The sequence below is a fragment of the Pseudomonas frederiksbergensis genome, from assembly GCF_003732275.1.
Classification (GTDB): domain Bacteria; phylum Pseudomonadota; class Gammaproteobacteria; order Pseudomonadales; family Pseudomonadaceae; genus Aquipseudomonas; species Aquipseudomonas frederiksbergensis_H.
The window spans coordinates 83,665-109,924 of sequence record NZ_MOBM01000041.1; the positions used below are offsets into that span (position 1 = coordinate 83,665).

23 protein-coding genes are annotated in these 26,260 nt (G+C 58.8%); 14 read left to right on the forward strand and 9 right to left on the reverse strand.

The genetic code is table 11. The features are described 5' to 3' along the window. The first annotated feature begins 50 nt into the window (after positions 1-50). Entirely contained in the window at positions 51-2,924 is a 2,874-nt protein-coding gene (gcvP, locus tag BK662_RS32420) for an aminomethyl-transferring glycine dehydrogenase (RefSeq protein WP_123360964.1), read from the forward strand. A 179-nt stretch (positions 2,925-3,103) separates the two neighbouring features. Here the strand turns inward: gcvP and BK662_RS32430 are convergent, their stop codons facing one another. From BK662_RS32430 to BK662_RS32450, 5 genes are all read right to left on the reverse strand, one after another. Then, the gene (locus BK662_RS32430) at positions 3,104-3,424 is read right to left on the reverse strand and encodes a DUF2388 domain-containing protein (protein ID WP_123360965.1); all 321 of its coding nucleotides are present in this window, start codon (positions 3,422-3,424) and stop codon (positions 3,104-3,106) included. A gap of 68 nt (positions 3,425-3,492) precedes the next feature. Beyond that, positions 3,493-3,930: an NfeD family protein gene (locus BK662_RS32435; protein ID WP_123360966.1), complete on the reverse strand. Its 438-nt coding sequence runs from the start codon at positions 3,928-3,930 to the stop codon at positions 3,493-3,495. A gap of 11 nt (positions 3,931-3,941) precedes the next feature. Beyond that, positions 3,942-4,856 (reverse strand): SPFH domain-containing protein, encoded by a 915-nt coding sequence (locus BK662_RS32440; RefSeq protein ID WP_123360967.1) that lies wholly within the window; start codon positions 4,854-4,856, stop codon positions 3,942-3,944. A 117-nt stretch (positions 4,857-4,973) separates the two neighbouring features. Then, positions 4,974-6,758, reverse strand: coding sequence for a type IV pilus assembly ATPase TfpB (gene tfpB, locus BK662_RS32445; RefSeq protein ID WP_123360968.1), 1,785 nt, complete (start codon positions 6,756-6,758; stop codon positions 4,974-4,976). Positions 6,759-6,848: 90 nt separating this feature from the next. Further along, a complete protein-coding gene (locus BK662_RS32450) occupies positions 6,849-7,187 on the reverse strand; it encodes an ACT-like domain-containing protein (protein WP_123360969.1) in 339 nt (112 codons plus the stop codon). A 126-nt stretch (positions 7,188-7,313) separates the two neighbouring features. On the opposite strand from BK662_RS32450, the gene BK662_RS32455 reads away from it, so the two are divergent. Next, positions 7,314-7,784 carry an Lrp/AsnC family transcriptional regulator gene (locus tag BK662_RS32455; RefSeq protein WP_018927598.1) on the forward strand — a complete coding sequence of 157 codons (471 nt, stop codon included), beginning with the start codon at positions 7,314-7,316 and terminating at the stop codon, positions 7,782-7,784. A 156-nt stretch (positions 7,785-7,940) separates the two neighbouring features. Here BK662_RS32455 and BK662_RS32460 read toward each other — a convergent pair whose 3' ends face one another. Further along, on the reverse strand, positions 7,941-9,308 hold the full coding sequence (locus tag BK662_RS32460; RefSeq protein ID WP_123360970.1) for a CYTH domain-containing protein: 1,368 nt from the start codon (positions 9,306-9,308) through the stop codon (positions 7,941-7,943). A gap of 160 nt (positions 9,309-9,468) precedes the next feature. Between BK662_RS32460 and argE the strand changes: the two genes are divergently transcribed. Both argE and argA read left to right on the forward strand, forming a co-directional pair. Next, entirely contained in the window at positions 9,469-10,632 is a 1,164-nt protein-coding gene (gene argE / locus BK662_RS32465) for an acetylornithine deacetylase (RefSeq protein ID WP_123360971.1), read from the forward strand. A 236-nt stretch (positions 10,633-10,868) separates the two neighbouring features. Continuing rightward, positions 10,869-12,167 (forward strand): amino-acid N-acetyltransferase, encoded by a 1,299-nt coding sequence (gene argA, locus BK662_RS32470; protein WP_123360972.1) that lies wholly within the window; start codon positions 10,869-10,871, stop codon positions 12,165-12,167. A 168-nt stretch (positions 12,168-12,335) separates the two neighbouring features. Here the strand turns inward: argA and tauA are convergent, their stop codons facing one another. Further along, positions 12,336-13,322 carry a taurine ABC transporter substrate-binding protein gene (gene tauA, locus BK662_RS32475; protein ID WP_375539018.1) on the reverse strand — a complete coding sequence of 329 codons (987 nt, stop codon included), beginning with the start codon at positions 13,320-13,322 and terminating at the stop codon, positions 12,336-12,338. 367 nt (positions 13,323-13,689) lie between these two features. Here tauA and BK662_RS32480 point away from each other — a divergent pair, with 367 nt between their 5' ends. The 7 genes from BK662_RS32480 (at position 13,690) to BK662_RS32510 (ending at position 19,784) form a co-directional block, all read left to right on the forward strand. After that, positions 13,690-15,063, forward strand: coding sequence for an OprD family porin (locus BK662_RS32480; RefSeq protein WP_123360973.1), 1,374 nt, complete (start codon positions 13,690-13,692; stop codon positions 15,061-15,063). A gap of 293 nt (positions 15,064-15,356) precedes the next feature. Beyond that, on the forward strand, positions 15,357-15,995 hold the full coding sequence (locus tag BK662_RS32485; protein WP_123360974.1) for a peroxiredoxin: 639 nt from the start codon (positions 15,357-15,359) through the stop codon (positions 15,993-15,995). Between the two features lie 282 nt (positions 15,996-16,277). Beyond that, positions 16,278-16,871, forward strand: a complete 594-nt coding sequence (ssuE, locus tag BK662_RS32490; RefSeq protein ID WP_123360975.1) for an NADPH-dependent FMN reductase — start codon at positions 16,278-16,280, stop codon at positions 16,869-16,871. A 90-nt stretch (positions 16,872-16,961) separates the two neighbouring features. Further along, on the forward strand, positions 16,962-17,942 hold the full coding sequence (locus tag BK662_RS32495) for a sulfonate ABC transporter substrate-binding protein (protein WP_123360976.1): 981 nt from the start codon (positions 16,962-16,964) through the stop codon (positions 17,940-17,942). A gap of 6 nt (positions 17,943-17,948) precedes the next feature. After that, positions 17,949-18,731: an aliphatic sulfonate ABC transporter permease SsuC gene (gene ssuC / locus BK662_RS32500; protein ID WP_123360977.1), complete on the forward strand. Its 783-nt coding sequence runs from the start codon at positions 17,949-17,951 to the stop codon at positions 18,729-18,731. Then, positions 18,728-19,534 carry an aliphatic sulfonates ABC transporter ATP-binding protein gene (ssuB, locus tag BK662_RS32505; protein WP_123360978.1) on the forward strand — a complete coding sequence of 269 codons (807 nt, stop codon included), beginning with the start codon at positions 18,728-18,730 and terminating at the stop codon, positions 19,532-19,534. Before ssuC ends, ssuB begins: the two co-directional genes overlap by 4 nt. 34 nt (positions 19,535-19,568) lie before the next feature. Beyond that, positions 19,569-19,784: a TOBE domain-containing protein gene (locus tag BK662_RS32510; RefSeq protein ID WP_003229256.1), complete on the forward strand. Its 216-nt coding sequence runs from the start codon at positions 19,569-19,571 to the stop codon at positions 19,782-19,784. Between the two features lie 202 nt (positions 19,785-19,986). On the opposite strand, the gene BK662_RS32515 is transcribed toward BK662_RS32510, so the two are convergent. Continuing rightward, positions 19,987-20,619: a TetR/AcrR family transcriptional regulator gene (locus BK662_RS32515; protein WP_123360979.1), complete on the reverse strand. Its 633-nt coding sequence runs from the start codon at positions 20,617-20,619 to the stop codon at positions 19,987-19,989. Positions 20,620-20,846: 227 nt separating this feature from the next. Beyond that, positions 20,847-22,223 (reverse strand): glutamine synthetase family protein, encoded by a 1,377-nt coding sequence (locus BK662_RS32520; RefSeq protein ID WP_007897683.1) that lies wholly within the window; start codon positions 22,221-22,223, stop codon positions 20,847-20,849. Between the two features lie 278 nt (positions 22,224-22,501). Here BK662_RS32520 and BK662_RS32525 point away from each other — a divergent pair, with 278 nt between their 5' ends. From BK662_RS32525 to BK662_RS32535, 3 genes are read left to right on the forward strand one after another with little or no spacing between them, the layout of a single operon-like run. Further along, positions 22,502-23,278 (forward strand): gamma-glutamyl-gamma-aminobutyrate hydrolase family protein, encoded by a 777-nt coding sequence (locus BK662_RS32525; protein ID WP_123360980.1) that lies wholly within the window; start codon positions 22,502-22,504, stop codon positions 23,276-23,278. Between the two features lie 37 nt (positions 23,279-23,315). Next, positions 23,316-24,674, forward strand: a complete 1,359-nt coding sequence (locus tag BK662_RS32530) for a glutamine synthetase family protein (RefSeq protein WP_123360981.1) — start codon at positions 23,316-23,318, stop codon at positions 24,672-24,674. Positions 24,675-24,732: 58 nt separating this feature from the next. Next, entirely contained in the window at positions 24,733-26,097 is a 1,365-nt protein-coding gene (locus BK662_RS32535; RefSeq protein WP_123360982.1) for an aspartate aminotransferase family protein, read from the forward strand. The last annotated feature ends 163 nt before the right edge of the window (positions 26,098-26,260 follow it).

The following is a 26,260-nucleotide window of genomic DNA, read 5'->3' on the forward strand; positions in this document are numbered from 1 at the left end:
GTTTGACCGCATTGCATCGACGCCGAGCGCCAGTCAAGAGAGAGCCCGTCATGTCCCAGTTGCCGTCCTTGAGCCAGTTACGCGACCCCAATACCTTCCTGCGCCGCCACCTGGGCCCCGATGCCGCCGAGCAGCAAGCGATGCTCGACAGCCTTGGCCTCGGCAGCCGGGTCGAACTGATCGAGCAGACGGTGCCGCCGGGAATCCGCCTCAACCGGCCACTGGACTTGCCGCCGGCCCTCGACGAGGAAGCCGCACTGGCCAAGCTGCGGGGCTACGCCGAGCAGAACCAAGTCTGGACCAGCCTGATCGGCATGGGATACCACGGCACCCTCACGCCGGCCGTCATTTTACGCAACGTGCTGGAAAATCCCGGTTGGTACACCGCCTATACGCCCTATCAACCAGAGATCGCCCAAGGCCGGCTCGAAGCATTGTTGAATTTCCAGCAGCTGACCATCGACCTGACCGGCCTGGAACTGGCCAACGCCTCGCTGCTGGATGAAGCCACCGCGGCAGCCGAAGCCATGGCACTGGCCAAGCGCGTGGCCAAATCCAGAAGTAACCTGTTTTTCGTCGATGAGAATTGCCACTCGCAGACCATTTCCGTGGTGCGGACCCGGGCCGAAGGGTTCGGTTTCGAGCTGATCGTCGACGCTGTGGATAACTTGAAACAGCACCAGGTGTTCGGCGCGCTGCTGCAATATCCCGACACCCATGGTGAAGTGCGCGATCTGCGTCCGTTGATCGATCATCTGCATGCCCAGCAAGCCCTGGCCTGTGTGGCGACCGATCTGCTAAGCCTGCTGTTGCTGACCCCGCCGGGGGAGTTGGGCGCCGATGTGGTGTTCGGTTCGTCCCAGCGATTCGGCGTGCCCATGGGTTACGGCGGCCCGCACGCGGCGTTTTTTGCCAGCCGCGACGAATACAAACGGGCGATTCCCGGGCGGATCATCGGCGTGTCGAAAGATGCTCGTGGCAACGTCGCCCTGCGCATGGCCTTGCAAACCCGCGAGCAACATATCCGCCGGGAGAAAGCCAACTCGAACATCTGTACCGCCCAGGTGTTGCTGGCCAATATCGCCAGTTTCTATGCGGTCTACCATGGCCCGGAAGGGCTCAAGAATATTGCCCAGCGCGTCCATCGGCTGACCTGCATCCTCGCTGCTGGCCTGGAGCGTCACGGCATTACGCGTCTCAACCAGCACTTCTTCGACACCCTGACCCTGGAGGTCGGTGGCACTCAGACTGCAATCATCGAAAGTGCCCAGGCGGCGCAGATCAACTTGCGCATTCTCGGCCGTGGGCAGTTGGGCCTGAGCCTCGACGAAACCTGTGACGAAACTACCGTGGCGAAATTGTTCGATGTGTTTCTCGGTGCCGATCATGGGCTCAACGTCGACGATCTGGATGCTGAGGCCCTGGTGTCTGGCATTCCTGCCGGGTTGCAGCGCAGTACGCCGTATCTGCGTCATCCGGTGTTCAACGCTCATCACAGCGAAACCGAAATGCTGCGTTATCTGAAGCAGCTGGAGAACAAAGACCTGGCGCTCAACCAATCGATGATTCCGCTGGGCTCCTGCACCATGAAGCTCAATGCCACCAGCGAAATGATCCCGATCACCTGGCCGCAGTTTGCCAACCTGCACCCGTTCGTGCCAAAAGAGCAGGTGGTGGGTTATTCCCTGATGATCGAGGAACTGGAACGCTGGCTTTGCGCGATCACCGGTTTCGATGCGATCTGCATGCAACCCAACTCGGGCGCTCAGGGTGAGTACGCCGGGTTGCTGGCGATCCGCAAATATCACGAGAGCCGCCATCAGGGCGCGCGGGATATCTGCCTGATCCCGTCCTCGGCCCACGGCACCAACCCGGCCTCGGCGCAAATGGCCGGGATGCGGGTGGTGATCGTCGAGTGCGACGAGGGGGGTAATGTCGATCTGAATGATCTGAAGGAAAAAGCCACAGAAGCGGGGGACAAACTCGCCTGCCTGATGGCGACTTATCCGTCGACTCACGGGGTCTACGAGGAAGGCATCAGCGAAATCTGTGAAGTTATCCACAGTCATGGCGGTCAGGTGTACATGGATGGCGCCAACCTTAATGCGCAGGTTGGATTGGCACGGCCGGCCGACATCGGTGCCGATGTATCGCACATGAACCTGCACAAAACCTTCTGCATTCCCCACGGCGGTGGTGGACCGGGAATGGGCCCAATCGGCGTTCGGGCGCACCTGGCGCCATTCGTCGCCAATCACCCGGTGGTGCCAATCGAAGGTCCGCTGCCGGAGAACGGCGCGGTAAGCGCGGCACCTTGGGGCAGTGCAAGTATTCTGCCGATCAGTTGGATGTACATCGCGATGATGGGGCCGCAGCTGGCGGATGCGAGTGAGGTGGCGATCCTCGCCGCGAATTATCTGGCGCAGCATTTGTCCGGGGCGTTCCCGGTGCTCTATACAGGGCGCAACGAGCGAGTGGCCCACGAATGCATCCTCGACTTGCGACCGCTCAAGGCACAGACCGGGATCAGTGAAGAGGATGTTGCCAAGCGTCTGATGGACTACGGCTTCCATGCGCCGACCATGTCATTCCCGGTGCCGGGGACGTTGATGGTCGAACCGACCGAGAGTGAGTCGAAGGCGGAACTGGACCGTTTTATCGGCGCGATGCTGAGTATCCGCGCGGAAATCACCGAGGTGCAGAACGGCAACTGGCCGGCCGAAGACAACCCGCTGAAGCGTTCGCCGCATACCTTGGCTGACATCACGGGGATTTGGGAGCGGCCGTATAGCATTGAGCAGGCGGTGACGCCGGATGCTCATACCAGGGCCCATAAATACTGGCCGGTGGTGAACCGTGTGGACAATGTCTACGGCGATCGCAACCTGTTTTGCGCGTGTGTGCCGGTGGATGAATACCGCTGAAGTAACGGAACACACAAAGCCCAATGTGGGAGCGGGCTTGCTCGCGAAAGCGGTTCAACATTCACAATTGATGTCGACTGAAACACCGCTTTCGCGAGCAAGCCCGCTCCCACAATGGATCGCATTTCGGGCAAAAAAAATGCCGCTCATGAGAGCGGCATTTTGTTAAGCAACGAACCTTATTTCGAGGCGATGGCATTCTTCGCCAGGATGGCGTTCGCCAGTTCCATGTCCGTGGCTTGCAGGCCAGGGTTGTCGGCGCGGACTTTCTGCATCGCGGCTTCCAGGTAGGGGCCGCGAATTACGCCGTCACTGGCGACAAAGCTGCCGGCGTCGTCCTGGGCGGCGACGACCAGCTTGTGATCCCTGGAGGTCAGGTAGGACGTACCGGTGGTGGCACCGGAAGTAAGGACGTTACGCAAAAAGCTGTCATCAGCCATCGCCGAACCGACTTGAAGGGACAACACGGCGAAGGTAGCGACAGCAAGTTTGAGACGCATAAAAGGTGACTCCACTGGGTTTTAACTGCGGGCTTTGATTGCCGATAACCCAATCGAGTTCCGTGACGTTAGTCGGCTCGCTCCACCAGTAAAATCGCCCCTTGCTGCCCGACCACCCGAACACGGCTGCCGGATGCAGTGTCAGGTCCCCGGGCCATCCACACGCCATCGGCGACCTTGATCTTGCCGCGGCCGTCGACAATCGCTTCGCTGACCACGAACACCTTGCCGATCAGCTCTTGTCCTCGCAGGTTCAGATTCGGCTGGTCGCTGACCCGTACCACACTGCGCTGACGTCTCCACCAGTACAGCGCGGTGAGGATTGAAAAAATCGCAAACAGCAGCACCTGCAATTCCCAGGGCAAGCCCGGTATCACGAAGGTCAGCACGCCGACGGCGGCGGCTGCCATGCCGATCCACAACAGATAACCGCCGGCACCGAACACCTCGAGGATCAGCAACAGCGTGCCCAGGGCCAACCAGCTCCAGAACGAAAACAGCTCCATAGGCACCGACCTCAGCCTTTCTTGCCGTCGAACGTGGCTTTGACGATTTCGCCAATGCCGCCGACTGCGCCGATCATCGAACTGGCTTCGAGCGGCATCAGAATCACTTTGCTGTTGTTGGCCGAGGCCAGTTTGCCCAAGGCATCGATGTACTTTTGCGCAACGAAGTAATTGACCGCCTGCACGTTACCGCCGGCGATGGCTTCGGACACCACTTTGGTGGCTTGGGCTTCGGCCTCGGCCTGACGCTCCCGGGCCTCGGCTTCGAGGAACGCCGCCTGACGGCTACCCTCGGCTTCCAGAATTTGCGCCTGTTTCTTGCCTTCGGCGGTGAGGATCGCCGAGGCGCGCAAACCTTCGGCTTCAAGAATCTGTGCGCGTTTGATCCGTTCGGCTTTCATCTGGCCGGACATGGCGGCCATCAGGTCGGCGGGAGGGCTGATGTCCTTGATCTCGATCCGGGTGATCTTGATGCCCCACGGCGCCGTGGCTTCATCGACGGTACGCAGCAGTTTTTCGTTGATGTTGTCGCGCTGACTGAGCATCGCGTCCAGCTCCATGGAGCCAAGCACGGTACGGATATTGGTTTGCAGCAGATTGCGGATGGCGTGTTCGAGGTTGTTCACCTCATAGGCGGCCTGGGCGGTGTTGACCACCTGGAAGAAGCACACGGCGTCGATTTGCACGGTGGCGTTGTCGGCGGTGATGACTTCCTGAGGGGGGATGTCCAGCACGCTTTCCATCACGTTGATCTTGCGACCGATGCGGTCCATCACCGGAATGATGATGTTCAAGCCTGGTTTGAGGGTGTTGGTGTAACGGCCGAAACGTTCGACCGTCCACTCAAAGCCCTGAGGCACCACCTTGAAACCCATGAAAAGAATGGCCACGGCCAGCGCAACGAAAAGAATCAGTGCAATACCCATAACGGTCCCTGTCCATCTGGTGGAGTTGCGATGGCCAGAGTGTAGGGCAAAAGGCCTGCAACGTTGTGTTCGACTTGGGGCTTTATATGTCTGAACGCGTGCTACCGGGACTATTGCCTACTTCTGCTCACTCTGCGGCGTCACTCGCAACACCTCTTCGATCGTGGTCAAACCCGCCGCCACTTTCTGCGCCCCCGACAGCCGCAAGCTGCGCATGCCTTCCTTGAAGGCCTGACGGCGGACCGCCAGCAAATCAGTGTCGGGGTTGATCAGCGCTTTAATGCCATCAGTCAGTTGCATGATTTCGTACACCCCGGCGCGGCCGCGATAGCCGGTTTCGCGGCATTCCAGGCAACCGATGGCGCGTTGTGCGTTGCCTGGCAGTGGCGCTTGCCAAGGCCGGGTCAGGGTTTGCCAGTCGTCCTCGCCCAACGTTAATGGCGCCTTGCAATGCGGGCAGAGGGTCCGGACCAGACGCTGGGCCATGACCCCGAGCACCGTGGCCTTGATCAGGTAATGCGGCACGCCGAGTTCCAGCAGGCGACTGATGGCGCTCGGGGCGTCGTTGGTGTGTAACGTCGACAGCACCAAGTGGCCGGTGAGTGCCGCCTGAATCGCCATCTCGGCGGTTTCGAGGTCGCGGATCTCGCCGATCATGATGATGTCCGGGTCTTGCCGCATCAGCGCACGCACGCCGGCGGCAAAGGTCAGGTCGATGTTGTGCTGGACCTGCATCTGATTGAACGCCGGTTCGACCATTTCGATCGGGTCTTCAATGGTGCAGAGGTTGACCTCCGGCGTCGCCAGTTTCTTCAGGGTGGTGTACAGCGTGGTGGTCTTGCCTGAACCGGTCGGCCCGGTCACCAGAATGATGCCATTGGGTTGGCGGATCATGTCTTGCCAGCGGCGCAGGTCGTCGGCGGAAAAACCCAGCTGATCGAAGTCCTTGAGCAGCACTTCGGGGTCGAAGATCCGCATGACCATTTTTTCGCCGAACGCCGTCGGTAATGTCGACAGCCGCAACTCGACTTCGCCGCCGTCCGGGGTTTTGGTTTTGACCCGGCCGTCCTGGGGTTTGCGCTTTTCTGCGACGTTCATCCGCCCCAGGCTTTTCAGGCGGCTGACGATGGCCATGGTCACCTGCGGCGGGAATTGATAGACGTTGTGCAGCACGCCGTCGATGCGAAAACGCACCGTGCCTTGTTCGCGCCGGGGTTCGATGTGGATATCGCTGGCCCGTTGCTGGAACGCGTACTGGAACAGCCAATCGACGATGTTGACGATGTGCGCATCGTTGGCGTCCGGCTCCTGGTCGCTGGCGCCGAGGTTGAGCAACTGTTCGAAGTTGCCCAGGGTGCTTGTTTGTTGATCAGCGTTGGTGGCGCCGGTGACCGATTTGGCCAGGCGGAAAAACTCCACGCTGAAGCGCTGGATGTCCACTGGGTTGGCCACCACGCGTTTGATCGGCAGCTTCAGCACGTGGGTCAGGTCGGTTTCCCAGCTGCTGACAAAGGGCTGGGCGCTGGCCACGGTGACGGCATCGCGGTCGATGGACACCGCCAGAATCTTGTGGCGTTGGGCGAAGGCATAGGACATCAACGGCGTAATGGCCGCGACATTGATTTTCAGCGGGTCGATGCGCAAGTAAGGCTGACCGGCCTGCTGAGACAGCCAGAGCGTCAGGCTTTCCAGATCGAGGTGTTTGCCGGGACGGCTGAGGTCGTCCAGGTGTTGGCTGGCGATGAATTCCAGCGGGTGCTGCTGACCATTTATGGCGTGACGGCGGCGGGCGTTGAGTGCGTGTTCGGCCGAATCCTGACTGATAAAGCCTTGGGCGACCAATTCACGCAGCAAATCATTGAGGTCCAGCCAGCGGTCCTGAGTGGCGAGTTGAACGGACATGCGGGCTCCTTATGAACAACCGTTCGCAAAGGATAGTCGCGCAGCCGTAGACCGTTGGGCCACTACCCGACCAAGACGTGTCGGGTTTTTTCAGCCAGCTGCCTGAACCGGCTCTCCCCACGCAGAATCAGCCGCTTGCAGGTTCACCGAGCAGACACTGATCAGGTTACGTAATTTTTCCGCGATCACTTGAGCACGGTGCCAGCTCAGGCCGTCCATGACGATGTCGATCGACAGCAGATCGTCCATACGCTGCACGTTGACCTGCTGCGGCGTCAGAAACTGCAAGGCGAACAAGTTGAGCGCCCGACACAGCAGATCCGGCTCGGCCTCGGCCAGTAATTGATAGTGAACGCGGCAGTGGGCGTTGCTGACGTTCCAGACATCGGCGCGGGCGGGCGGGGTGGTCACGGCTTCTAAATGCGGCATGGTAGGTCTCCAAAATCACTGGAGGAATTTTTACATTCGGTGCGGGGCATTTCTTATCTATGATTGGGCTTATTGACCATTTATCGAATCGATCAATTCGATTTAGTACCCACTACAGGTTTTTCTATGCACAGCGAGCTGGATGGCTACGACCGCAAGATTCTCGCGTTGCTGCAAGAGGACGCTTCGCTCTCCAGCGCGCAGATCGCCGAACAGGTGGGGCTCTCGCAGTCGCCGTGCTGGCGGCGGATTCAGCGGATGAAGGAAGAGGGGATCATTCGCGGTCAGGTGACATTGCTTGACCGCAAGAAAATCGGCCTTAACACGCAGATTTTCGCCGAGATCAAACTCAACGCCCACGGACGCTCGAACTTCACTGAGTTCACCGAGGCGATTCGCGGTTTTCCCGAAGTGCTGGAGTGTTATGTGCTGATGGGGTCGGTGGATTTCTTGCTGCGGATCGTCACGGCGGACATCGAGGCTTATGAGCGCTTCTTCTTCGAGAAGCTGTCGATGGTGCCGGGGATTCAAGAGGTCAACTCGATCGTGGCGTTGTCGGAAATCAAATCCACGACGAGTTTGCCGGTGTTGCGCTGAGGATGTTCGAAGGCCTTTGTGGCGAGGGAGCTTGCTCTCGCTGGAGTGCGAAGCGCTCCCCAATCCGGCCATTGCGGTATGCCAGACAAACCGCGATGCCCGGATTTACGACTGCTTCGCAGCCGAACGGGAGCAAGCCCCCTCGCCACAGGGTACTTACAGACGCAGCAAAGTTTTCCAGGCGCGATTCTGATACACCGCAATCGCCTGGTGCTTACGCGCATCCAGCGATTCATCGGTGATCGGCTCGTTGGCCAGTTGCGTCAGTTTGTTCAGCTCGCCGTACAGGCGATCCATTTCCGGGATCTCCAGCACGCCGCGGGCATGGTGCAGCCAGGACTGAATGCGCTCGATACGCGGCAGCTGCTCGGCCAAGTCTTCCGGTTGTTGCTGGTAACGCTGCAATTGCAGCGAGTTGGCTTCTTCGCTCAGCATGCGCGGCAGCCAGCTGCCCAGTTGTGCCGCGCCCTGGCGATTGCCGCGGGTGTTGCGATCGGCGGCCCAGGTGCGGGCCAGCAACCAGCGCGAAGTGTTCAGGGAGAACAGGCCCCAGCGCACGTCTTCCAGTTCTTCGAGGAATTGCTCCGGCGCGGCTTTGCGCACGTCTTCGTCGTCCTGGCCGGCTTGTACCAGCGGGCGCCAGTCTTCCAGCAGAGCATCCAGCGCGACCCGCAGATTGTGCGTCGACTGACGCGGTGCGGCCTGACCGAGGCTGCTGATCAGCGCGCGCATTTCAGCGAGGTTCTCGACCCAGTCCTGCAACAGGCGCCAGTGGCCATTGAAGCGATATTGCTCGGCCAGACGCTGGCTGCTGCTCAGCAAGTGCCAGCTCAACGCGGCGAACGCATCGTCCAGCGGCATTTCGGCGGTGATCTGCGGCGCCGGCAAGCTCAGCGAGTAGCTGTTGGCGTCGAACAAGCGATAACCGCGTTCGGCCTTGCTGATGTCACATGGCATCAGCGCCAGGGTCGCGGCCAGTTCGGCGGCCAGTTCCAGCAGCGCGGCCGGTTCGCCTTCGCGCAGTTCCAGTTCCAGCTCGCAGATTTCTTCTTTCTGCTTGCCGACCACCACGTGGCCCAGGTCCAGCGCGGCTTCGATGACCACTTTGGTCTTGCCACGGCCCCAAGCGATTTCCGCGCGTTCGCGAACAAAATCGGTGGTGAAGATGGCTTTCAGGGTTTTCTTGTCCAGCTCGGCCAGCTCTTCGGGCCAGCATTCACCGTCGAGTTTCTTCACGTCGAGTTTGGCTTTGGGCAGGGGCCAGTCGTACTCGTGACGCTCGGACAGACCGGCAACGCTCTGGCCACGGGTCTTGAGGGTCTGAATCACTTCTTCGCCATCGCGGCGCAGGCGCAGGGCAACCTTGGCGCGGGCCAGGTCGCGCTCAGGCGTGTCGAAGTACTGGTTCATCAACTCACGGCGTTCCCAGCCACTTTTATTGCGTTTTTTCAGTAACGGGTGCTCGCGCAGGGCGGCGAGGGTTTCGCGGCTGACGCGGAGTTTGATTTCGGTTTCTTTCTGCATGGCCGGAAAATCCAGGATCGGGAGCGCAGCCGGGGGGAATGTGTGGCTGCCAAGGTCGTGCAGTGTACAGGACTCGTTCGAGATAGGCTCCGCAACGGTTTATTCCTGTCGCCGGATGGTTCTATGATGGGCTTCAATTCGGGAGTGTTGGGAGTCAGCGATGCCTTTGCCGTCCATGAAAGATCAGTTCGCTGCACTGATCGCCGCGCCATCCGTCAGCTGTACCCAACCCAGACTGGATCAAACCAATCGGCCGGTCATCGACTTGTTGGCAACATGGCTCGGGGACTTGGGTTTTGCCTGCGATATCCAGCAGGTCAGCCCCGGCAAATTCAATCTGCTGGCCAGTTTTGGTTCCGGCCCCGGCGGCCTGGTGCTGGCCGGTCACAGCGATACGGTGCCGTACGACGAGGCGTTGTGGCAGACCGACCCGCTGAAACTGACGGAAGTGGACGGTCGCTGGGTCGGCTTGGGCAGTTGCGACATGAAGGGTTTTTTCGCCTTGGCCATCGAAGCCGTCAAACCCTTGCTCGACCAACCGTTCAAGCAACCCTTGCTGATCCTCGCCACCTGCGATGAAGAAAGCTCGATGTCTGGCGCTCGCGCTCTGGCCGAAGCCGGGCGGCCATTAGGTCGCGCGGCGGTGATCGGCGAGCCGACCGGGCTGAAGCCGGTGCGGATGCACAAAGGCATCATGATGGAGCGCATCGATATCCTCGGCCAGAGCGGCCATTCCTCGGACCCGCGCCTGGGCCACAGCGCCCTCGAAGCCATGCACGACGCCATCGGTGAACTGCGCGGCTTGCGCCTGGCGTGGCAGCGCGAATTCCGTAACCTGCAGTTCAGCGTGCCGCAACCGACGATGAATTTCGGCTGCATTCACGGGGGGGACAATCCCAACCGAATCTGCGGCCAGTGCTCGCTGGAGTTCGACTTGCGTCCGTTGCCAGGCATGGACCCCAAAGCCTTGCGCGCGGCGATTTTGCAGAAGCTCAACCCGATTGCCGAACGGCATCAGGTGAAGATCGATTACGCGCCGCTGTTCCCCGAAGTTCCGTCGTTCGAGCAGGCCGAGGACTCTGAATTGGTGAGGGTCGCTGAAAAGCTCACCGGCCATCGCGCCGAAGCAGTGGCGTTCGGCACGGAAGCGCCTTATCTTCAGCGTCTTGGTTGTGAAACATTGGTATTGGGGCCGGGTGATATCGCCTGCGCACACCAACCGGGGGAATACCTCGAAATGTCACGTTTGCAGCCTACCGTGCATCTATTACGACAACTGATTGAACATTACTGCCTGACACCGGCCAAAACGGCGATGCTGTAGGAGCTGCCGAAGGCTGCGATCTTTTGATCTTGCTTTTAAAATTCAAAGATCAAAAGATCAAAAATCGCAGCCTTCGGCAGCTCCTACAGGGAGCGCGTATAAATTGCCGATGCCCCAACCCGTATTCATGAGGAGAGCGCGCGTGTTGCCAAGCCTGTTCCGACGATAACCATCAGCCCGCTGTGCGTTTACTGCTTTACCCTTTTTTGGCTGCTATTTATTACAGGCCCAGGTTCATGCCCGAATACGTCAATTGGCTTCGTCACGCTTCGCCTTACATCAACGCCCATCGCGATTGCACCTTCGTCGTCATGCTGCCCGGCGACGGCGTGGAGCACCCGAACTTCGGCAATATCGTCCACGACCTGGTGCTGCTGCACAGCCTGGGCGTGCGACTGGTGCTGGTTCACGGTTCGCGTCCACAAATTGAAACCCGCCTCGCTGCTCGTGGCCTGACCCCGCATTACCACCATGGCATGCGCATCACCGATGCGGCCACGCTTGAGTGCGTGATCGATGCGGTGGGTCAACTGCGCATCGCCATCGAAGCGCGACTGTCCATGGACATGGCCTCATCGCCTATGCAGGGCTCGCGCCTGCGGGTGGCCAGCGGCAATCTGGTCACTGCTCGGCCGATCGGCGTACTTGAAGGTGTCGACTATCACCACACCGGCGAAGTGCGCCGGGTCGATCGCAAGGGCATCAATCGCCTGCTGGACGAACGCTCCATCGTGCTGTTGTCGCCGTTGGGTTACTCGCCGACCGGTGAGATCTTCAATCTCGCTTGCGAAGACGTCGCTACCCGCGCGGCTATCGATCTGGGGGCGGACAAGCTGCTGCTGTTCGGGGCCGATTTGGGCTTGATCGATGAAAATGGTCGCCTGGTCCGCGAGCTGCGTCCGCAACAAGTGCCGGCGCATTTGCAGCGTCTGGGCAACAATTATCAGGCCGAGCTGCTGGACGCTGCCGCTGAAGCGTGCCGGGGCGGGGTGGCGCGCAGTCACATCGTCAGCTACGCCGAAGATGGCGCGCTGCTGACCGAACTGTTCACCCGTGACGGTGGCGGTACGCTGGTGGCCCAGGAGCAATTCGAAGTTGTGCGCGAGGCGGCCATTGAGGACGTCGGCGGTTTGCTGGACTTGATCAGCCCGCTGGAAGAACAGGGCATTCTGGTGCGCCGTTCCCGCGAGGTGCTGGAGCGTGAGATCGAGCAGTTCAGCGTGGTCGAACGCGAAGGCATGATCATCGCTTGTGCGGCGCTGTATCAGATTGCCGATTCGGATGCGGGAGAGTTGGCGTGTCTGGCGGTGAACCCGGAGTACCGCCATGGCGGTCGCGGTGATGAACTGCTGGAGCGCATCGAAACCCGCGCCCGGGCACAGGGGCTGAAAACCTTGTTCGTGCTGACGACCCGAACTGCCCACTGGTTTCGTGAGCGGGGCTTCGTGCCGAGCAGCGTCGAACGCCTGCCGTCGGCGCGGGCGTCGCTTTACAACTACCAGCGTAATTCGAAGATCTTCGAAAAAACCCTCTGACTGAGTGGCTGTCTGTGTTGGCTTTTGTGGCGAGGGAGCTCGCTCCCGCTGGGCTGCGAAGCGGCCCCAAAACCAGTAAACGCGTTATGACTGATTCACCGCGTTGTCGGGTTTGGGAGTCCTCCGGCCTCCAGCGGGAGCAAGCTCCCTCGCCACAGGTTTTGCGTGTTATTCAGTGATGTATTTCGCGCTGACGTACGGGGAATAATCCGGCAGCACCGTCTCGACCTTCCCTTGCTCCTTCAAAAACTTCGCCGTCTCGCCAATCGCCTTGGCTGTGCCACCGTCCAGTAGCGCGGTGGTCTGTTGTGCCTTGGCATCCGGGAATGCGGAACCGGCCAGCAACTCCGGCACATCGGCGGCATTGGCACCGGTCAATTTGGCGATTTTCTGCACCGGTTTCGAATCGGCGGTCCAGCTGTCTTTATGGGCGGCATAGTCGGCGAATGAATCCAGGGTGACCTTGGCAAATCGGGCCACAACTTCAGGATGCTTCTCGGCGTAGTCCTTGCGAGCGACCCACACCTCGAAGGTCGGCGCGCCCCATTGGCCGACCTGCGCTGCGTCGGTCAACGTCTTGCCGGTCTTGCGGATCTCCCCCAGCGCCGGGGACCAGACAAACGCGCCATCGATATCGCCGCGCTTCCAGGCCGCGGCGATTTCCGCCGGTTGCAGGTTCACCACTTTGACTTTCGAGGCGTCCAGGCCCCAATGCTTCAGCGCGCCGAGCAGGCTGTAATGGGAGGTTGAAACGAAGGGCGTGGCGATGGTCTTGCCGATCAGATCTTCCGGTTTATCGATGCCGCTGCCGTTGCGCACCACAAGGGCTTCGGCAGCGTTGATCTGAGCCGAAACAATGAACGCGACAATCGGTAGATTGCGCGAAGCGGCTGCCGCCAGCGGGCTTGAGCCGAGGTTGCCAATCTGCACATCGCCGGACGCAATGGCAGTGACCACTTCCGGGCCGCTGTTGAAACGTCGCCAATCGATTTTCTGGCCAATGGTTTTCTCGTAAACACCATCAGCCTGAGGGACTTTGCTGGGGTCGATACCGGTTTGATAACCGACAGTGAGAGTCGCCGCCTGAGCGGAAAAAGAAAATATAAGCGATACACAAACTGTAACAAATTGACTAGATAGTGCGCGTTTGGCCATGATGGCGTCGCCTTTTCGATAGTGATTGACGTATGGAGGATGCGACAACGCTAATCGATCTAAAAAAAGGCCAACAAATACCATTTAGGAATTAGCTTATGAGCCGATACCTTTTGTCCCGGTTCGGATCATTGCACGAAAGCTATATTCCTAAATGGTATGAAAAAGAATGAAATAATTCTTTTTGGGTTTATGAGGAAATCATTACCCTGCAGGGACCAAATCACTGCGGTTAGACCTTGGTCGTAGACACACATGGTTACGATTGACTTGTCAGTCACGGTCTGGCGCTAATCGCGCATCTCTGGATCTGGGCGTTAGACCCAAGACCAAAGAACACAAAAATTAGAACGAGAGGAGCGAAACAATGAAGAAGTCCACCTTGGCCCTGGCTGTGGCCGTAGGGGTTTTGGCGCAGCAGGCAGGCGCCGCCGGTTTCATCGAAGACAGCAAGGCTACATTGGGGCTGCGCAACTTCTACATCAACACCGATAACCGTGACAGCGCTGCTGGCACTGCTGCTAACAAAGCGGCTGGTGTTCAGAGCAAGAACGAAGAATGGGGTCAAGGCTTCGATCTGCGCTTCACCTCGGGTTACACCCAAGGCACCGTTGGCTTCGGTATTGATGCTATCGGCCTGCTGGGCGTGCGTCTGGATTCGGGCGGCGGCACCAACGGCGCCACTGCTACCTCTTATGGCGGCACTGTATTCCCAAGCAAATCCAACGGCGAAGCGGTTGATAACTTCTCCAGCCTGGGCCTGACTGCCAAAGCCAAGATCTCCCAGACCGAACTGAAATTGGGCACTCTGCAGCCAAAACTGCCAGTGATCGTGACCAACGACGGCCGTCTGCTGCCGCAAACCTTCCAGGGCGGCCAGATCACCTCGAACGAAATCAAAGACCTGACGCTGGTCGGCGGTCAGATCGAGCACGCCAAGGGCCGTAACTCCAGCAACAACGAAGAGTTGTCGATTGCTGGCGCGAACGCTCACACTGCTGCCGGTCGTGACAGCAACAAGTTCATATACGGTGGCGGTGACTACAAAATCACCAAAGACCTGACTGCCCAGTACTACTACGGCAACCTGGAAGACTTCTACAAGCAACACTTCCTGGGCCTGGTTCACAACTGGTCGATCGGCCCTGGTGTGTTGAAGTCTGACTTGCGTTACTTCAACAGCTCTGATGATGGTGCCAACGGCCACGACTCGGCTTATTTCAGCTCCGGTAACGATGAGGGCTTCCGTTCCGGTCGAGGTAAAGTCGACAACAACCTGTACAGCGGCCTGTTCCTGTACTCCGTTGCCGGTCATACCTTCGGCGGCGGTTATCAGGTCAGCAACGGCAGCAGCGACTTCCCTTGGTTGAACCAGGGTGACGGCTCGTCGGCTTACCTGACTACCGACAGCCAGATCGCCAAGTTCGCCCGTGCCGGCGAACGTACCTGGCAAGCTCGCTACTCGTATGACTTCGCCAAGGTTGGCCTGCCAGGCGCTACTGCCGGCATCGTTTACCTGCGTGGCGACAACATTGACACCGTGGGTACCAACGGTCGCGAAAACGGTTCCGGCCGTTCCGAGTGGGAACGTGACCTGACCCTGGCTTACGTAGTGCCAGAAGGTCCGCTGAAAAACCTGGGCCTCACCTGGAAAAACGCCATGTGGCGCAACGACGTCCCAGGTCAGCGCGACCAGGACGAAAACCGTCTGATCGTCAGCTACTCGATCCCGCTGTTGTAATAGCGCTCGCGTAACCGACGTAAAAAAAGCCCCGCCCGGCATCACGCCGGGCGGGGCTTTTGCGTTTTCAAGGTGGGCTCACCCCCGTAAACCCTCCTTGAAATTCCCCTTTTTGCAACAACTCAAGGCCTTCTCGAACCTTGTGACCGATGTTCGTCTCGATGGCTATTCAGGTCCAGTGAACAGATTTTTAATATTCATTTTTTATCTAAATAAATCGATATTTATTCTTTTTAATTAATACCGAACGCAGGCACAGTTGGGCTCAACAAGCACTCACAAGGAGCAGCACCATGAGCCTCAGACTTGGCGATATCGCCCCCGATTTCGAACAGGATTCCAGCGCCGGCACTATCCATTTCCACGAATGGCTGGGCGATAGCTGGGGCGTGCTGTTTTCCCATCCGGCGGACTTCACGCCGGTATGCACCACCGAGCTGGGTTTCACCGCCAGGCTCAAGGATGAATTCGCCCAGCGCGGCGTCAAAGCCATTGCTCTGTCGGTAGACCCGGTGGACTCGCATCACAAGTGGATCGAGGACATCAACGAAACCCAGACCGCCATCGTCAACTTCCCGATCCTCGCCGATGCGGACCGTAAAGTGTCCGACCTGTACGACCTGATCCATCCGAATGCCAACGACACCCTGACCGTGCGTTCGCTGTTCGTGATCGACCCAAACAAGAAGATCCGGCTGACGATTACTTACCCGGCGAGTACCGGCCGTAACTTCAATGAAATTTTGCGGGTGATCGACTCGCTGCAGCTCACCGACAACTACAAGGTGGCCACCCCGGCTAACTGGCAGGACGGTGATGAAGTGGTGATCGTGCCGTCGCTCAAGGACGAAGACGAAATCAAGCGACGTTTCCCCAAAGGTTATCGCGCAGTGAAGCCGTACCTGCGTCTGACACCTCAACCGAACAGGTAATCATCCGAATTTTGCGGTGTGGCTGAAATCGCTATCGCAGGCTTGCCCGCGAAGGCGGCAGACCGGCCAGTGAAAATTTCATGTCATCCACAAAGCAGGGGATTTCGGGCCGTTTCGACGGCCTGTTTTTTTGCCTGAAAAAAGACAATTTTCATATTCATTTAAAGTATAACCAAATGAATAAATATGATTTATGGATATATAAATCAGCTGTTAAGGTCACTCCATCGACGCGAGATCGCAAGCCGCGAATCGCCAACACCGCTCAAAGGAATTATCTGAATGCTGGTCGTCTCACTCGGTGGCAGTCCCAGCCCACGCTCCCGTTCCGGGGTTTTGCTGGAGCGCTCGCGACGCTGGTTGCAAGAGCAAGGGGTGGAAGTGGTGAGTTACCAGGTACGGGACTTCCCGGCCGAAGATTTGCTGCATGCCCGCTTCGACAGCCCGAAGGTGATCGACCTGTTGCAACAGATTGAAAACGCCGATGGCTTGCTGATCGCCACGCCGGTTTACAAAGCGTCGTTCTCCGGTGCGCTGAAAACCTTACTCGATCTGCTGCCCGAACGCGCCTTGAGCCACAAGGTGGTTTTACCGATGGCTACCGGCGGCAGTATCGCCCATATGCTGGCGGTGGATTACGCGCTCAAACCGGTGCTATCGGCGTTGAAAGCCCAGGAAATGCTGCAGGGGATTTTCGCCGTGGACAGCCAGATCGCTTACGGCGAAGGCAGCGCCCAGGCGCAGTTGGCGCCGGAACTTGCACAACGATTGTTTGAAGCGCTGGAGCAGTTTTTCAGCGCCATGGCTCGTCGGCCCAGGCCGCTCGATCCGAACCTGTTGAACGAACGTCTGTTGAGTGCTCGCTGGAGCATTTAAGTCTCAATCGAATTTGATGTACTTCACCTTACTGGCCCGCTAACGGGTAAGCAGGTGCAGCCAAAACCCAACTGCAAAAAGGAGAGCGCTATGCGCACTGTCATTTTGCGTCGTGGTCTGGTCGCTCTGTTTGCTGCGGCTGTAACCTTCGGCGCCATTACTCAAGCTCAGGCGCTTTCTACCCATGAAAGCGTCCTCCGGATCGGTTATCAAAAGTACGGCACTCTGGTGCTGCTCAAAGCCAAAGGTACTCTGGAAAATCGCCTCGCCGCCCAAGGCGTGGACGTGCAATGGACTGAATTCCCCGGTGGCCCGCAACTGCTCGAAGGCCTGAACGTAGGCTCCATCGATTTTGGTGTCACCGGTGAAACGCCGCCCGTGTTTGCCCAGGCGGCCGGCGCCGATCTGCTCTACGTCGCCTATGAACCACCAGCGCCACACAGCGAAGCGATCCTGGTGCCGAAGGACTCGCCGATCAACTCGGTGCAGGACCTCAAGGGCAAGAAAGTTGTACTCAACAAAGGCTCCAACGTGCACTACCTGTTGGTGCGTGCGCTTGAAGACGCCGGCCTCAAATACACCGACATCCAGACCGTGTTCCTGCCGCCAGCCGATGCCCGCGCCGCGTTCGAGCGTGGCAGTGTCGATGCCTGGGTAATCTGGGACCCGTACCAGGCCGCCGCCGAACAGCAACTGCAAGCACGCACCCTGCGCGATGGCAAAGGCCTCGTCGACAACCACCAGTTCTACCTGGCGACCAAACCTTACGCGCAGAAAAATCCTGAAGTGATCAAGGCTCTGGTGGAAGAAGTGCGCGCGGTCGGCGAATGGTCCAAGGCCAATCCCGAGGATGTGACCAAGCAAGTTTCGCCACTGCTTGGCCTGCCAGCGGACATCACCCTGACCTCGATGAAACGCCAGGGTTACGGCGCGCTGTTCCTTACGCCGGAAGTAGTCGCTGCCCAGCAAAAAATCGCCGACAGCTTCTACCAGCTCAAGCTGATTCCCAAGCCTTTGAGCATCAAAGACGTGATCTGGACGCCACCGGCGGCCGTAGCCAAAGCGCAGTAATTCGCCATGAAGAAAATCATCCACAACCTGGCGCCTTGGGCGTTGCCGGTCTTGTTGCTGGCGGTATGGCAGTTATCGGTATCGGCGGGCTGGTTGTCGACGCGGATTCTGCCGGCGCCGATCGCGGTGATCGAGGCCGGTGTAAGTCTGGTCAGCAGCGGTGAAATCTGGACCCACCTGGCCATCAGCGGCTGGCGCGCGGCGCTCGGGTTCACCATTGGCGGCGGTATCGGTCTGACCTTGGGCTTCATCACCGGTTTATCGAAATGGGGTGAGCGCCTGCTCGACAGTTCGGTGCAGATGATCCGCAACGTGCCGCATCTGGCACTGATTCCACTGGTGATCCTGTGGTTCGGTATCGACGAGTCGGCGAAGATTTTTCTGGTGGCGTTGGGCACGTTGTTCCCGATCTACCTCAACACGTATCACGGTATCCGCAACGTCGATCCGGCGCTGGTGGAGATGGCGCGCAGCTATGGCCTGTCGGGTTTCAGCCTGTTTCGTCAGGTAATCCTGCCGGGTGCGCTGCCGTCGATTCTGGTCGGTGTGCGTTTTGCCCTGGGCTTCATGTGGCTGACATTGATCGTGGCGGAAACCATTTCCGCGAGCTCGGGCATCGGCTACCTGGCGATGAATGCCCGGGAGTTCTTGCAGACCGATGTGGTGGTGTTGGCGATTCTTTTGTACGCGGTGCTCGGCAAGCTGGCTGATCTTGCGGCGCGTGGGCTTGAACGTGTGTGGCTGCGCTGGCATCCGGCTTATCAGGTTGCCAAGGGAGGTACTGCATGACGGCTCAACAACCTCCACGCCTGCTGCGCGGTATTCCGCTGGCCGTGCGCAAGCTGCAAAAAACCTTTGGTTCACGGCAAGTGTTGCGTGAAATCGATCTGCACATTCCGGCCGGGCAGTTTGTGGCGGTGGTCGGGCGTAGCGGTTGCGGCAAAAGTACCTTGCTGCGCTTGCTTGCCGGTCTCGACAAGCCCACGGGAGGCGAGCTGCTTGCAGGCGCAGCGCCACTGAGTGATGCGCGGGAAGACACCCGGCTGATGTTCCAGGAAGCACGTTTGCTGCCGTGGAAAAAGATCATCGACAACGTCGGTCTCGGGCTCAAGGGCAACTGGCGGCCGCAAGCATTGCAAGCGCTGGAAGCGGTCGGCCTGGCGGATCGCGCCAACGAGTGGCCGGCAGCCTTGTCCGGCGGGCAAAAGCAGCGTGTGGCCCTGGCTCGCGCCTTGATCCATCAACCGCGCTTGCTGTTGCTCGACGAACCGCTGGGTGCATTGGATGCCCTGACCCGAATCGAAATGCAGCAACTGATCGAACGGCTCTGGCAACAGCATGGCTTCACCGTGTTGCTGGTGACCCACGACGTCAGCGAAGCGGTGGCGATTGCCGATCGGGTGATTCTGATTGACGAGGGTGAAGTCGGCCTCGACCTGCATGTGGAACTGCCGCGCCCTCGGGTCCGTGGCTCCCATCGGCTGGCGGCGCTGGAAACCGAAGTGCTCAGCCGCGTGCTGTCCCTGCCTGGCCAGCCGCCGGAACCGGAACCTGTTTCACCACTGCCTACGCAATTGCGTTGGGCTCAATAACTTAAAGATTCATCCAACGACAGGAATCAACATCATGACTATCAAAGCCATCAACGTTCGTAACCAGTTCAAAGGCTCGATCAAGGAAATCGTGCTTGGCGACGTGCTGTCGGAAATCGACGTGCAGACTGCCTCCGGCATCGTCACTTCGGTGATTACCACCCGTTCGGTGAAAGAGCTGGAACTGGTGGTCGGCAGTGAAGTGATCGCGTTTGTGAAATCCACCGAGGTGTCGATCGCCAAGTTGTAAGCGCGTGCGCAAAACAACAACCCCGGAGGGTGTGAGCCCTTCGGGGTTTTTTATGGGTGTTTGCCGGTAAATCAGCGGTGTGGCTATCGCGAGCAGGCTCGCTCCCACAGTTGATCTCCAGCGACCATGAATTGTGTGTCCGACACTAATTCAATGTGGGAGCGAGCCTGCTCGCGATGAGGCCGGGATGGTCAGCGAATAATCAAACGGTGCGCTTGGGCAGGTAGGGTGGCAAATACAACCCCAGATAAGCATCAAACACCCGCATCCCTTCTTCAGCCATTCGCGGCGTGATCTGCCCATGCTGCTGCACCGAGCGTGCATACACCCGGTCGCCCAGCTCCATGGCCAGGGCAAACACATCGACATCACTTGGCAGTGTCGGCAATTCGAAGTGGTGGTCGAACAGCTTGTGCATCAGGTCGCCGAGTTCGATGTCGTGCTGGCGGTCGGCCTGGGTGACTTCGGTCAGGCCATGCTGGGCGAGGATCAGTTGGCGGGCGGCGGCGTCTTCGTCGTAGATGGCGAGCATGCGTTGTTCCACCAGCCGCGACAGGTCGCGCCAGCCGTTCAGGGCATGGTGGTCGATGGGTGCTTGCAGGCAGGCGCGGAACGCGGCGTGGACGTCGGCGGTCAGGGCTTCAAGCAGGGCCGGGACGCTGGCGAAAAAATGGTAGACGGAGGAGGGCGGGATCTCCGCGCGTTCGGCGACGCTGTAGATCGACAGGCTGGCCACGCCCTCGGCGGCCAGCAGCGTGCGGGCGGCATCGAGTATCGAATCGATCCGGGCCTGACTGCGGGCGCGGGGTTTGCGAATGGTGGCGGTGCGCGTCATTGAAGTCTCCTGCAGGGCAGCGGGCATTGTACGAGCAGGGTTTGATGTTGTCTGCCAGGACGCTATCGCGAGCAGGCTCGCTCCCACAGGGGATTTCCTGTGTACACAAAATTTATGCTCACTGGAGATCAATTGTGGGAGCGAGCCTGCTCGCGATAGCGTCCTGGCGGCCATAAAAAACGCCGCAGGCTTCAATAGCCGGCGGCGTTCTTTTTTACTGCAACCGCTTACACGGTATGCAGGTACCAGTTGTACTCAAGGTCGGAGATGGAGTGTTCGAACTCCTCCAGCTCGCTCTCTTTACAGGCCACGAAGATATCGATGTATTTCGGATCGATGTACTTGGCCATGACTTCGCTGTCGTCCAGCTCGCGCAATGCATCGCGCAGGTTATTCGGCAGGCTTTGCTCGTTCTGCTCGTAGGAGTTGCCTTCCACGGGTGCGCCCGGCTCGATCTTGTTGGTCAGGCCGTGATGCACGCCTGCCAATACCGAAGCCATCAACAGGTACGGGTTGGCGTCGGCACCGGCGACACGATGCTCGATGCGCACGGCATCGGAGGAACCGGTCGGTACGCGGATGGCCACGGTGCGGTTATCCAGGCCCCAGCACGGCGAGTTCGGCACATAGAACTGTGCGCCGAAACGACGGTAGGAGTTGACGTTCGGGCAGAGGAACGCCATCTGCGCCGGCAGGGTCTCGAGCACACCGCCGATCGCGTGACGCAGTGCGGCGTTCTGCTCGGGATCCTCGCTGGCAAAAATGTTTTTGCCATCTTTATCAAGAATCGAGATGTGGACGTGCAGACCGTTACCTGCCTGGCCCGGATAAGGCTTGGCCATGAAGGTGGTGTCCATTTCATGGTCGTAGGCGATGTTTTTGATCAGACGCTTGAGCAGGACCGCATAGTCGCAGGCCTTGATCGGGTCGGCCACGTGGTGCAGGTTCACTTCGAACTGTGCCGGGGCACTTTCCTTGACGATCGCGTCGGCAGGGATGCCTTGCTCTTTCGCACCTTCCAGAATGTCCTGGAGGCAGTCGACGTATTCGTCGAGGTCGTCGATCAGGTAGACCTGTGTCGAATGCGGGCGTTTGCCGGAGATCGGCGAGCGTGGCGGTTGTGGGCGCCCGTTCACGTTTTCCTGGTCGATCAGGTAGAACTCCAGTTCGAACGCGGCGCAGATGGTCAGGCCCATCTCGTCAAACTTGGCTACGACTTGTCGCAGGACTTCGCGCGGGTCGGCGAAGAAAGGATCACCTTCGAGTTCGTGCATGGTCATTAACAGTTGCGCGGTCGGGCGCTTCTGCCAGGGCTCATTGCACAGGGTGTCGGGGATTGGATAGCAGATTCGGTCAGCATCGCCGATGTCCAGGCCCAGGCCGGTGCTTTCCACCGTCGAGCCATTGATATCCAGAGCAAATAGAGAGGCCGGCAGGTTGATGCCTTTCTCGTAAACCTTGTGGAGGCTGGTGCGTTCAATGCGCTTGCCGCGCACCACACCATTCATATCCGCAATCAGAAGGTCGACGTACAGAACCTCAGGATGTTCCTTAAGGAACGCGTTCGCTTCGTTAAGCTGAACGGCACGCGGGGGTACCGACATGATGCAACACCTTTGTTGTTAAAAATATCAATCATTGATCTCTTCGGATTCCAGTCAACCCGAACGGCATGCCGAAGTCAAGCGAGGCCTTTTTTGCCCTAAAAAAGCACTCGCGGGGCTTTTTTGAGGCACTTTGGGGCGTTTTTTGGCCTTCAGCGTTCTTGGCGCCCGCGAGCTTGAGCGGGCCGTGTTGTATTTTTTACGGGGGTGTTGTGTAAAAAAATGAACAAGGCTAAGCTCGATTTAAACCCATAACAGCAATAATACCGGGGTGCTTCATGTCTCGCCTGCCGTTAATCGGCGTCACCGCCTGCTCAAAGCAGATCGGTCTGCATGCTTATCACATCAGTGGCGACAAATACGTACGCGCCGTGGCATCAGCTGCCAAAGGCCTGCCGTTGATTCTTCCATCCCTGGCGGATCTACTGGCGCCGTCCGATATTCTGGACGCTCTGGACGGCATTCTCTTTACAGGCTCTCCTTCCAATATAGAACCGTTTCACTATAAAGGCCCGGCCAGTGCGCCAGGGACTGCTCATGATTCTGCACGCGATGCCACCACTCTCCCGCTGATTCGCACCGCTGTCGAGGCTGGTGTTCCCGTGTTCGGCATTTGCCGCGGCTTCCAGGAAATGAATGTGGCGTTCGGCGGCAGTCTGCATCAGAAGGTTCACGAGGCCGGTCCATTCATGGATCACCGTGAAGACGACAGCCTGCCGCTGGAAGGGCAGTACGCGCCAAGTCACACGGTGCATGTTCAACCGGGCGGTGTACTGGCCGGGCTGGGCATGGCGAGCGAGATTCAAGTCAATTCGATTCATGGTCAGGGTATTGAGCGTCTGGCGCCGGGCCTTCGTGTGGAAGCCGTGGCGCCCGACGGGTTGATCGAAGCCGTCTCTGTTATCGAAGGCAAGGCTTTTGCTTTAGGTGTGCAATGGCATCCCGAATGGCAGGTAAGCTTGAATCCTGACTACCTTGCGATTTTCCAGGCATTTGGCGACGCCTGCCGCAAGCGCGCACTACAACGCGACGCCGATGCGTCAAACAACGCCTGACTTATCAAAGTCAGGAAACTCAGCCTAAGAGGCATTTATGAGTAACAACCTCGACCAGCTCACCGATTGGTTGAAAGACCACAAGATCACAGAAGTCGAATGCATGATTGGCGACCTGACCGGCATCACCCGGGGCAAGATTTCGCCGACCAACAAGTTCATTGCCGAAAAAGGCATGCGCCTGCCCGAAAGCGTTCTGTTGCAGACCGTGACCGGCGACTACGTCGAAGACGACATCTATTACGAACTGCTCGACCCGGCCGACATCGACATGATCTGCCGCCCCGACCAGAACGCGGTGTTTCTGGTGCCTTGGGCCATCGAGCCCACCGCCCAGGTGATTCACGACACCTACGACAAGCAGGGCAATCCGATCGAGTTGTCGCCGCGCAACGTGCTCAAGAAGGTGCTGAAACTCTACGCCGACCACGGCTGGCAGCCGATCGTGGCGCCGGAAATGGAGTTCTATCTCACCAAGCGCAGCGATGACCCGGATTACCCGTTACAACCGCCGATTGGCCGCTCTGGTCGTCCGGAAACCGGTCGCCAATCCTTCTCGATTGAAGCCGCGAATGAATTCGATCCGTTGTTCGAAGACGTCTACGACTGGTGCGAACTGCAAGAGCTGGACCTCGACACGCTGATCCACGAGGACGGCACCGCACAGATGGAAATCAACTTCCGTCATGGCGATGCCCTGTCTTTGGCCGACCAGATTCTGGTGTTCAAACGCACCATGCGTGAAGCCGCGCTCAAGCACAACGTGGCGGCGACCTTCATGGCCAAACCCATGACCGGCGAGCCGGGCAGCGCCATGCACTTGCACCAGAGCATCATCGACATCGAGACCGGCAAAAACGTTTTCTCCAATGAAGACGGGACCATGAGCCAGTTGTTTCTCAACCACATCGGCGGCTTGCAGAAATTCATCCCTGAGCTGCTGCCTTTGTTCGCACCCAACGTCAATTCGTTCCGCCGCTTCCTGCCGGATACCTCGGCACCGGTGAACGTGGAGTGGGGTGAAGAAAACCGCACCGTGGGCCTGCGGGTTCCGGATGCCGGGCCGCAGAATCGTCGAGTGGAAAACCGTCTGCCGGGTGCCGATGCCAACCCTTACCTGGCCATCGCCGCCAGCCTGTTGTGCGGCCTTATCGGCATGGTCGAAGGGCATAACCCGAGTGCGCCGGTCGTGGGTCGTGGTTACGAGCGGCGCAACCTGCGCCTGCCACTGACTATTGAAGACGCCCTGGATCGCATGGAAAACAGCAAGACCATCGAAAAGTACCTGGGCAAGAAATTCATCACGGGCTACATCGCGGTCAAGCGTGCCGAGCATGAAAACTTCAAGCGCGTGATCAGTTCGTGGGAGCGGGAATTCCTGCTCTTCGCCGTCTGATGCGCCGGGCGCCGCTGCTCCTGGCGGTGCCCTCCACTCGAATCTTAGGAGAATTCGCATGACCAGCAACAACCCGCAAACCCGTGAATGGCAAGCCCTGAGCAACGATCACCACCTGGCCCCGTTCAGCGACTTCAAGCAGCTGAAAGAGAAAGGCCCGCGGATCATCACCAATGCCAAGGGCGTTTACCTCTGGGACAGCGAAGGCAACAAGATCCTCGACGGCATGGCCGGCCTGTGGTGTGTCGCGATCGGCTACGGTCGCGAGGAACTGGCCGACGCCGCCAGCAAACAGATGCGCGAACTGCCTTATTACAACCTGTTCTTCCAGACGGCTCACCCGCCGGTGCTGGAACTGGCCAAGGTCATTGCCGACGTTGCGCCTGAAGGCATGAATCACGTGTTCTTCACCGGTTCCGGTTCCGAAGGCAACGACACCATGCTGCGGATGGTTCGCCACTACTGGGCGATCAAGGGGCAGCCGAAGAAGAAAGTCATCATCAGTCGCAAGAACGGCTATCACGGTTCTACCGTGGCCGGCGCGAGCCTGGGTGGCATGACGTACATGCACGAACAGGGCGACTTACCGATCCCGGGCATCGTCCACATTGCCCAGCCGTACTGGTTCGGCGAAGGCGGCGACATGACGCCGAACGAGTTCGGCATCTGGACGGCCAATCAGCTGGAAGAGAAGATTCTGGAAATCGGCGTCGACAACGTCGGTGCCTTTATTGCCGAGCCGATCCAGGGCGCCGGCGGCGTGATCATTCCGCCAGACAGCTACTGGCCGCGCATCAAGGAAATCCTCGCCAAGTACGACATTCTGTTCGTGGCCGACGAAGTGATCTGCGGTTTCGGCCGTACCGGTGAGTGGTTCGGTACCGATTTCTACGACCTCAAACCCCACATGATGACCATCGCCAAAGGCCTGACCTCCGGCTACATCCCCATGGGCGGCCTGATCGTGCATGACGATGTGGTCGAGGTGCTCAACGAAGGTGGCGATTTCAACCACGGTTTCACTTATTCCGGGCACCCGGTGGCCGCTGCGGTGGCGCTGGAAAACATCCGCATTTTGCGCGACGAGAAAATTGTCGAGCGCGTGCGAGCAGAAACGGCACCTTATTTGCAGAAACGTCTACGGGAACTGAGCGATCACCCGTTGGTGGGGGAAGTGCGTGGGGTCGGTCTGTTGGGGGCCATCGAACTGGTTCAGGACAAAGCCACCCGCAAACGTTACGAAGGCAAGGGCGTCGGCATGATCTGCCGCACGTTCTGCTTCGATAACGGCCTGATCATGCGCGCGGTGGGCGACACCATGATCATTGCTCCGCCACTGGTGATTACACCGGCTGAAATCGATGAGTTGGTAACAAAAGCACGCAAGTGCCTGGACCTGACCCTGAGTGCGTTACAGGGCTAAGTGCTAGGCTCTGAGCGAGGTGTGAGGTGAGCACTTCGCTCAGTGCAAACAAAGGATGGGGCTTTCCTTGAAAGCCTGCCTTGGATCTTGCCAGACTAACGGTTGTTCGGATGCCCAGTAACAGGCCGCTGAGCACGTGGTTAAAAAGAAAAATTGGAGCATT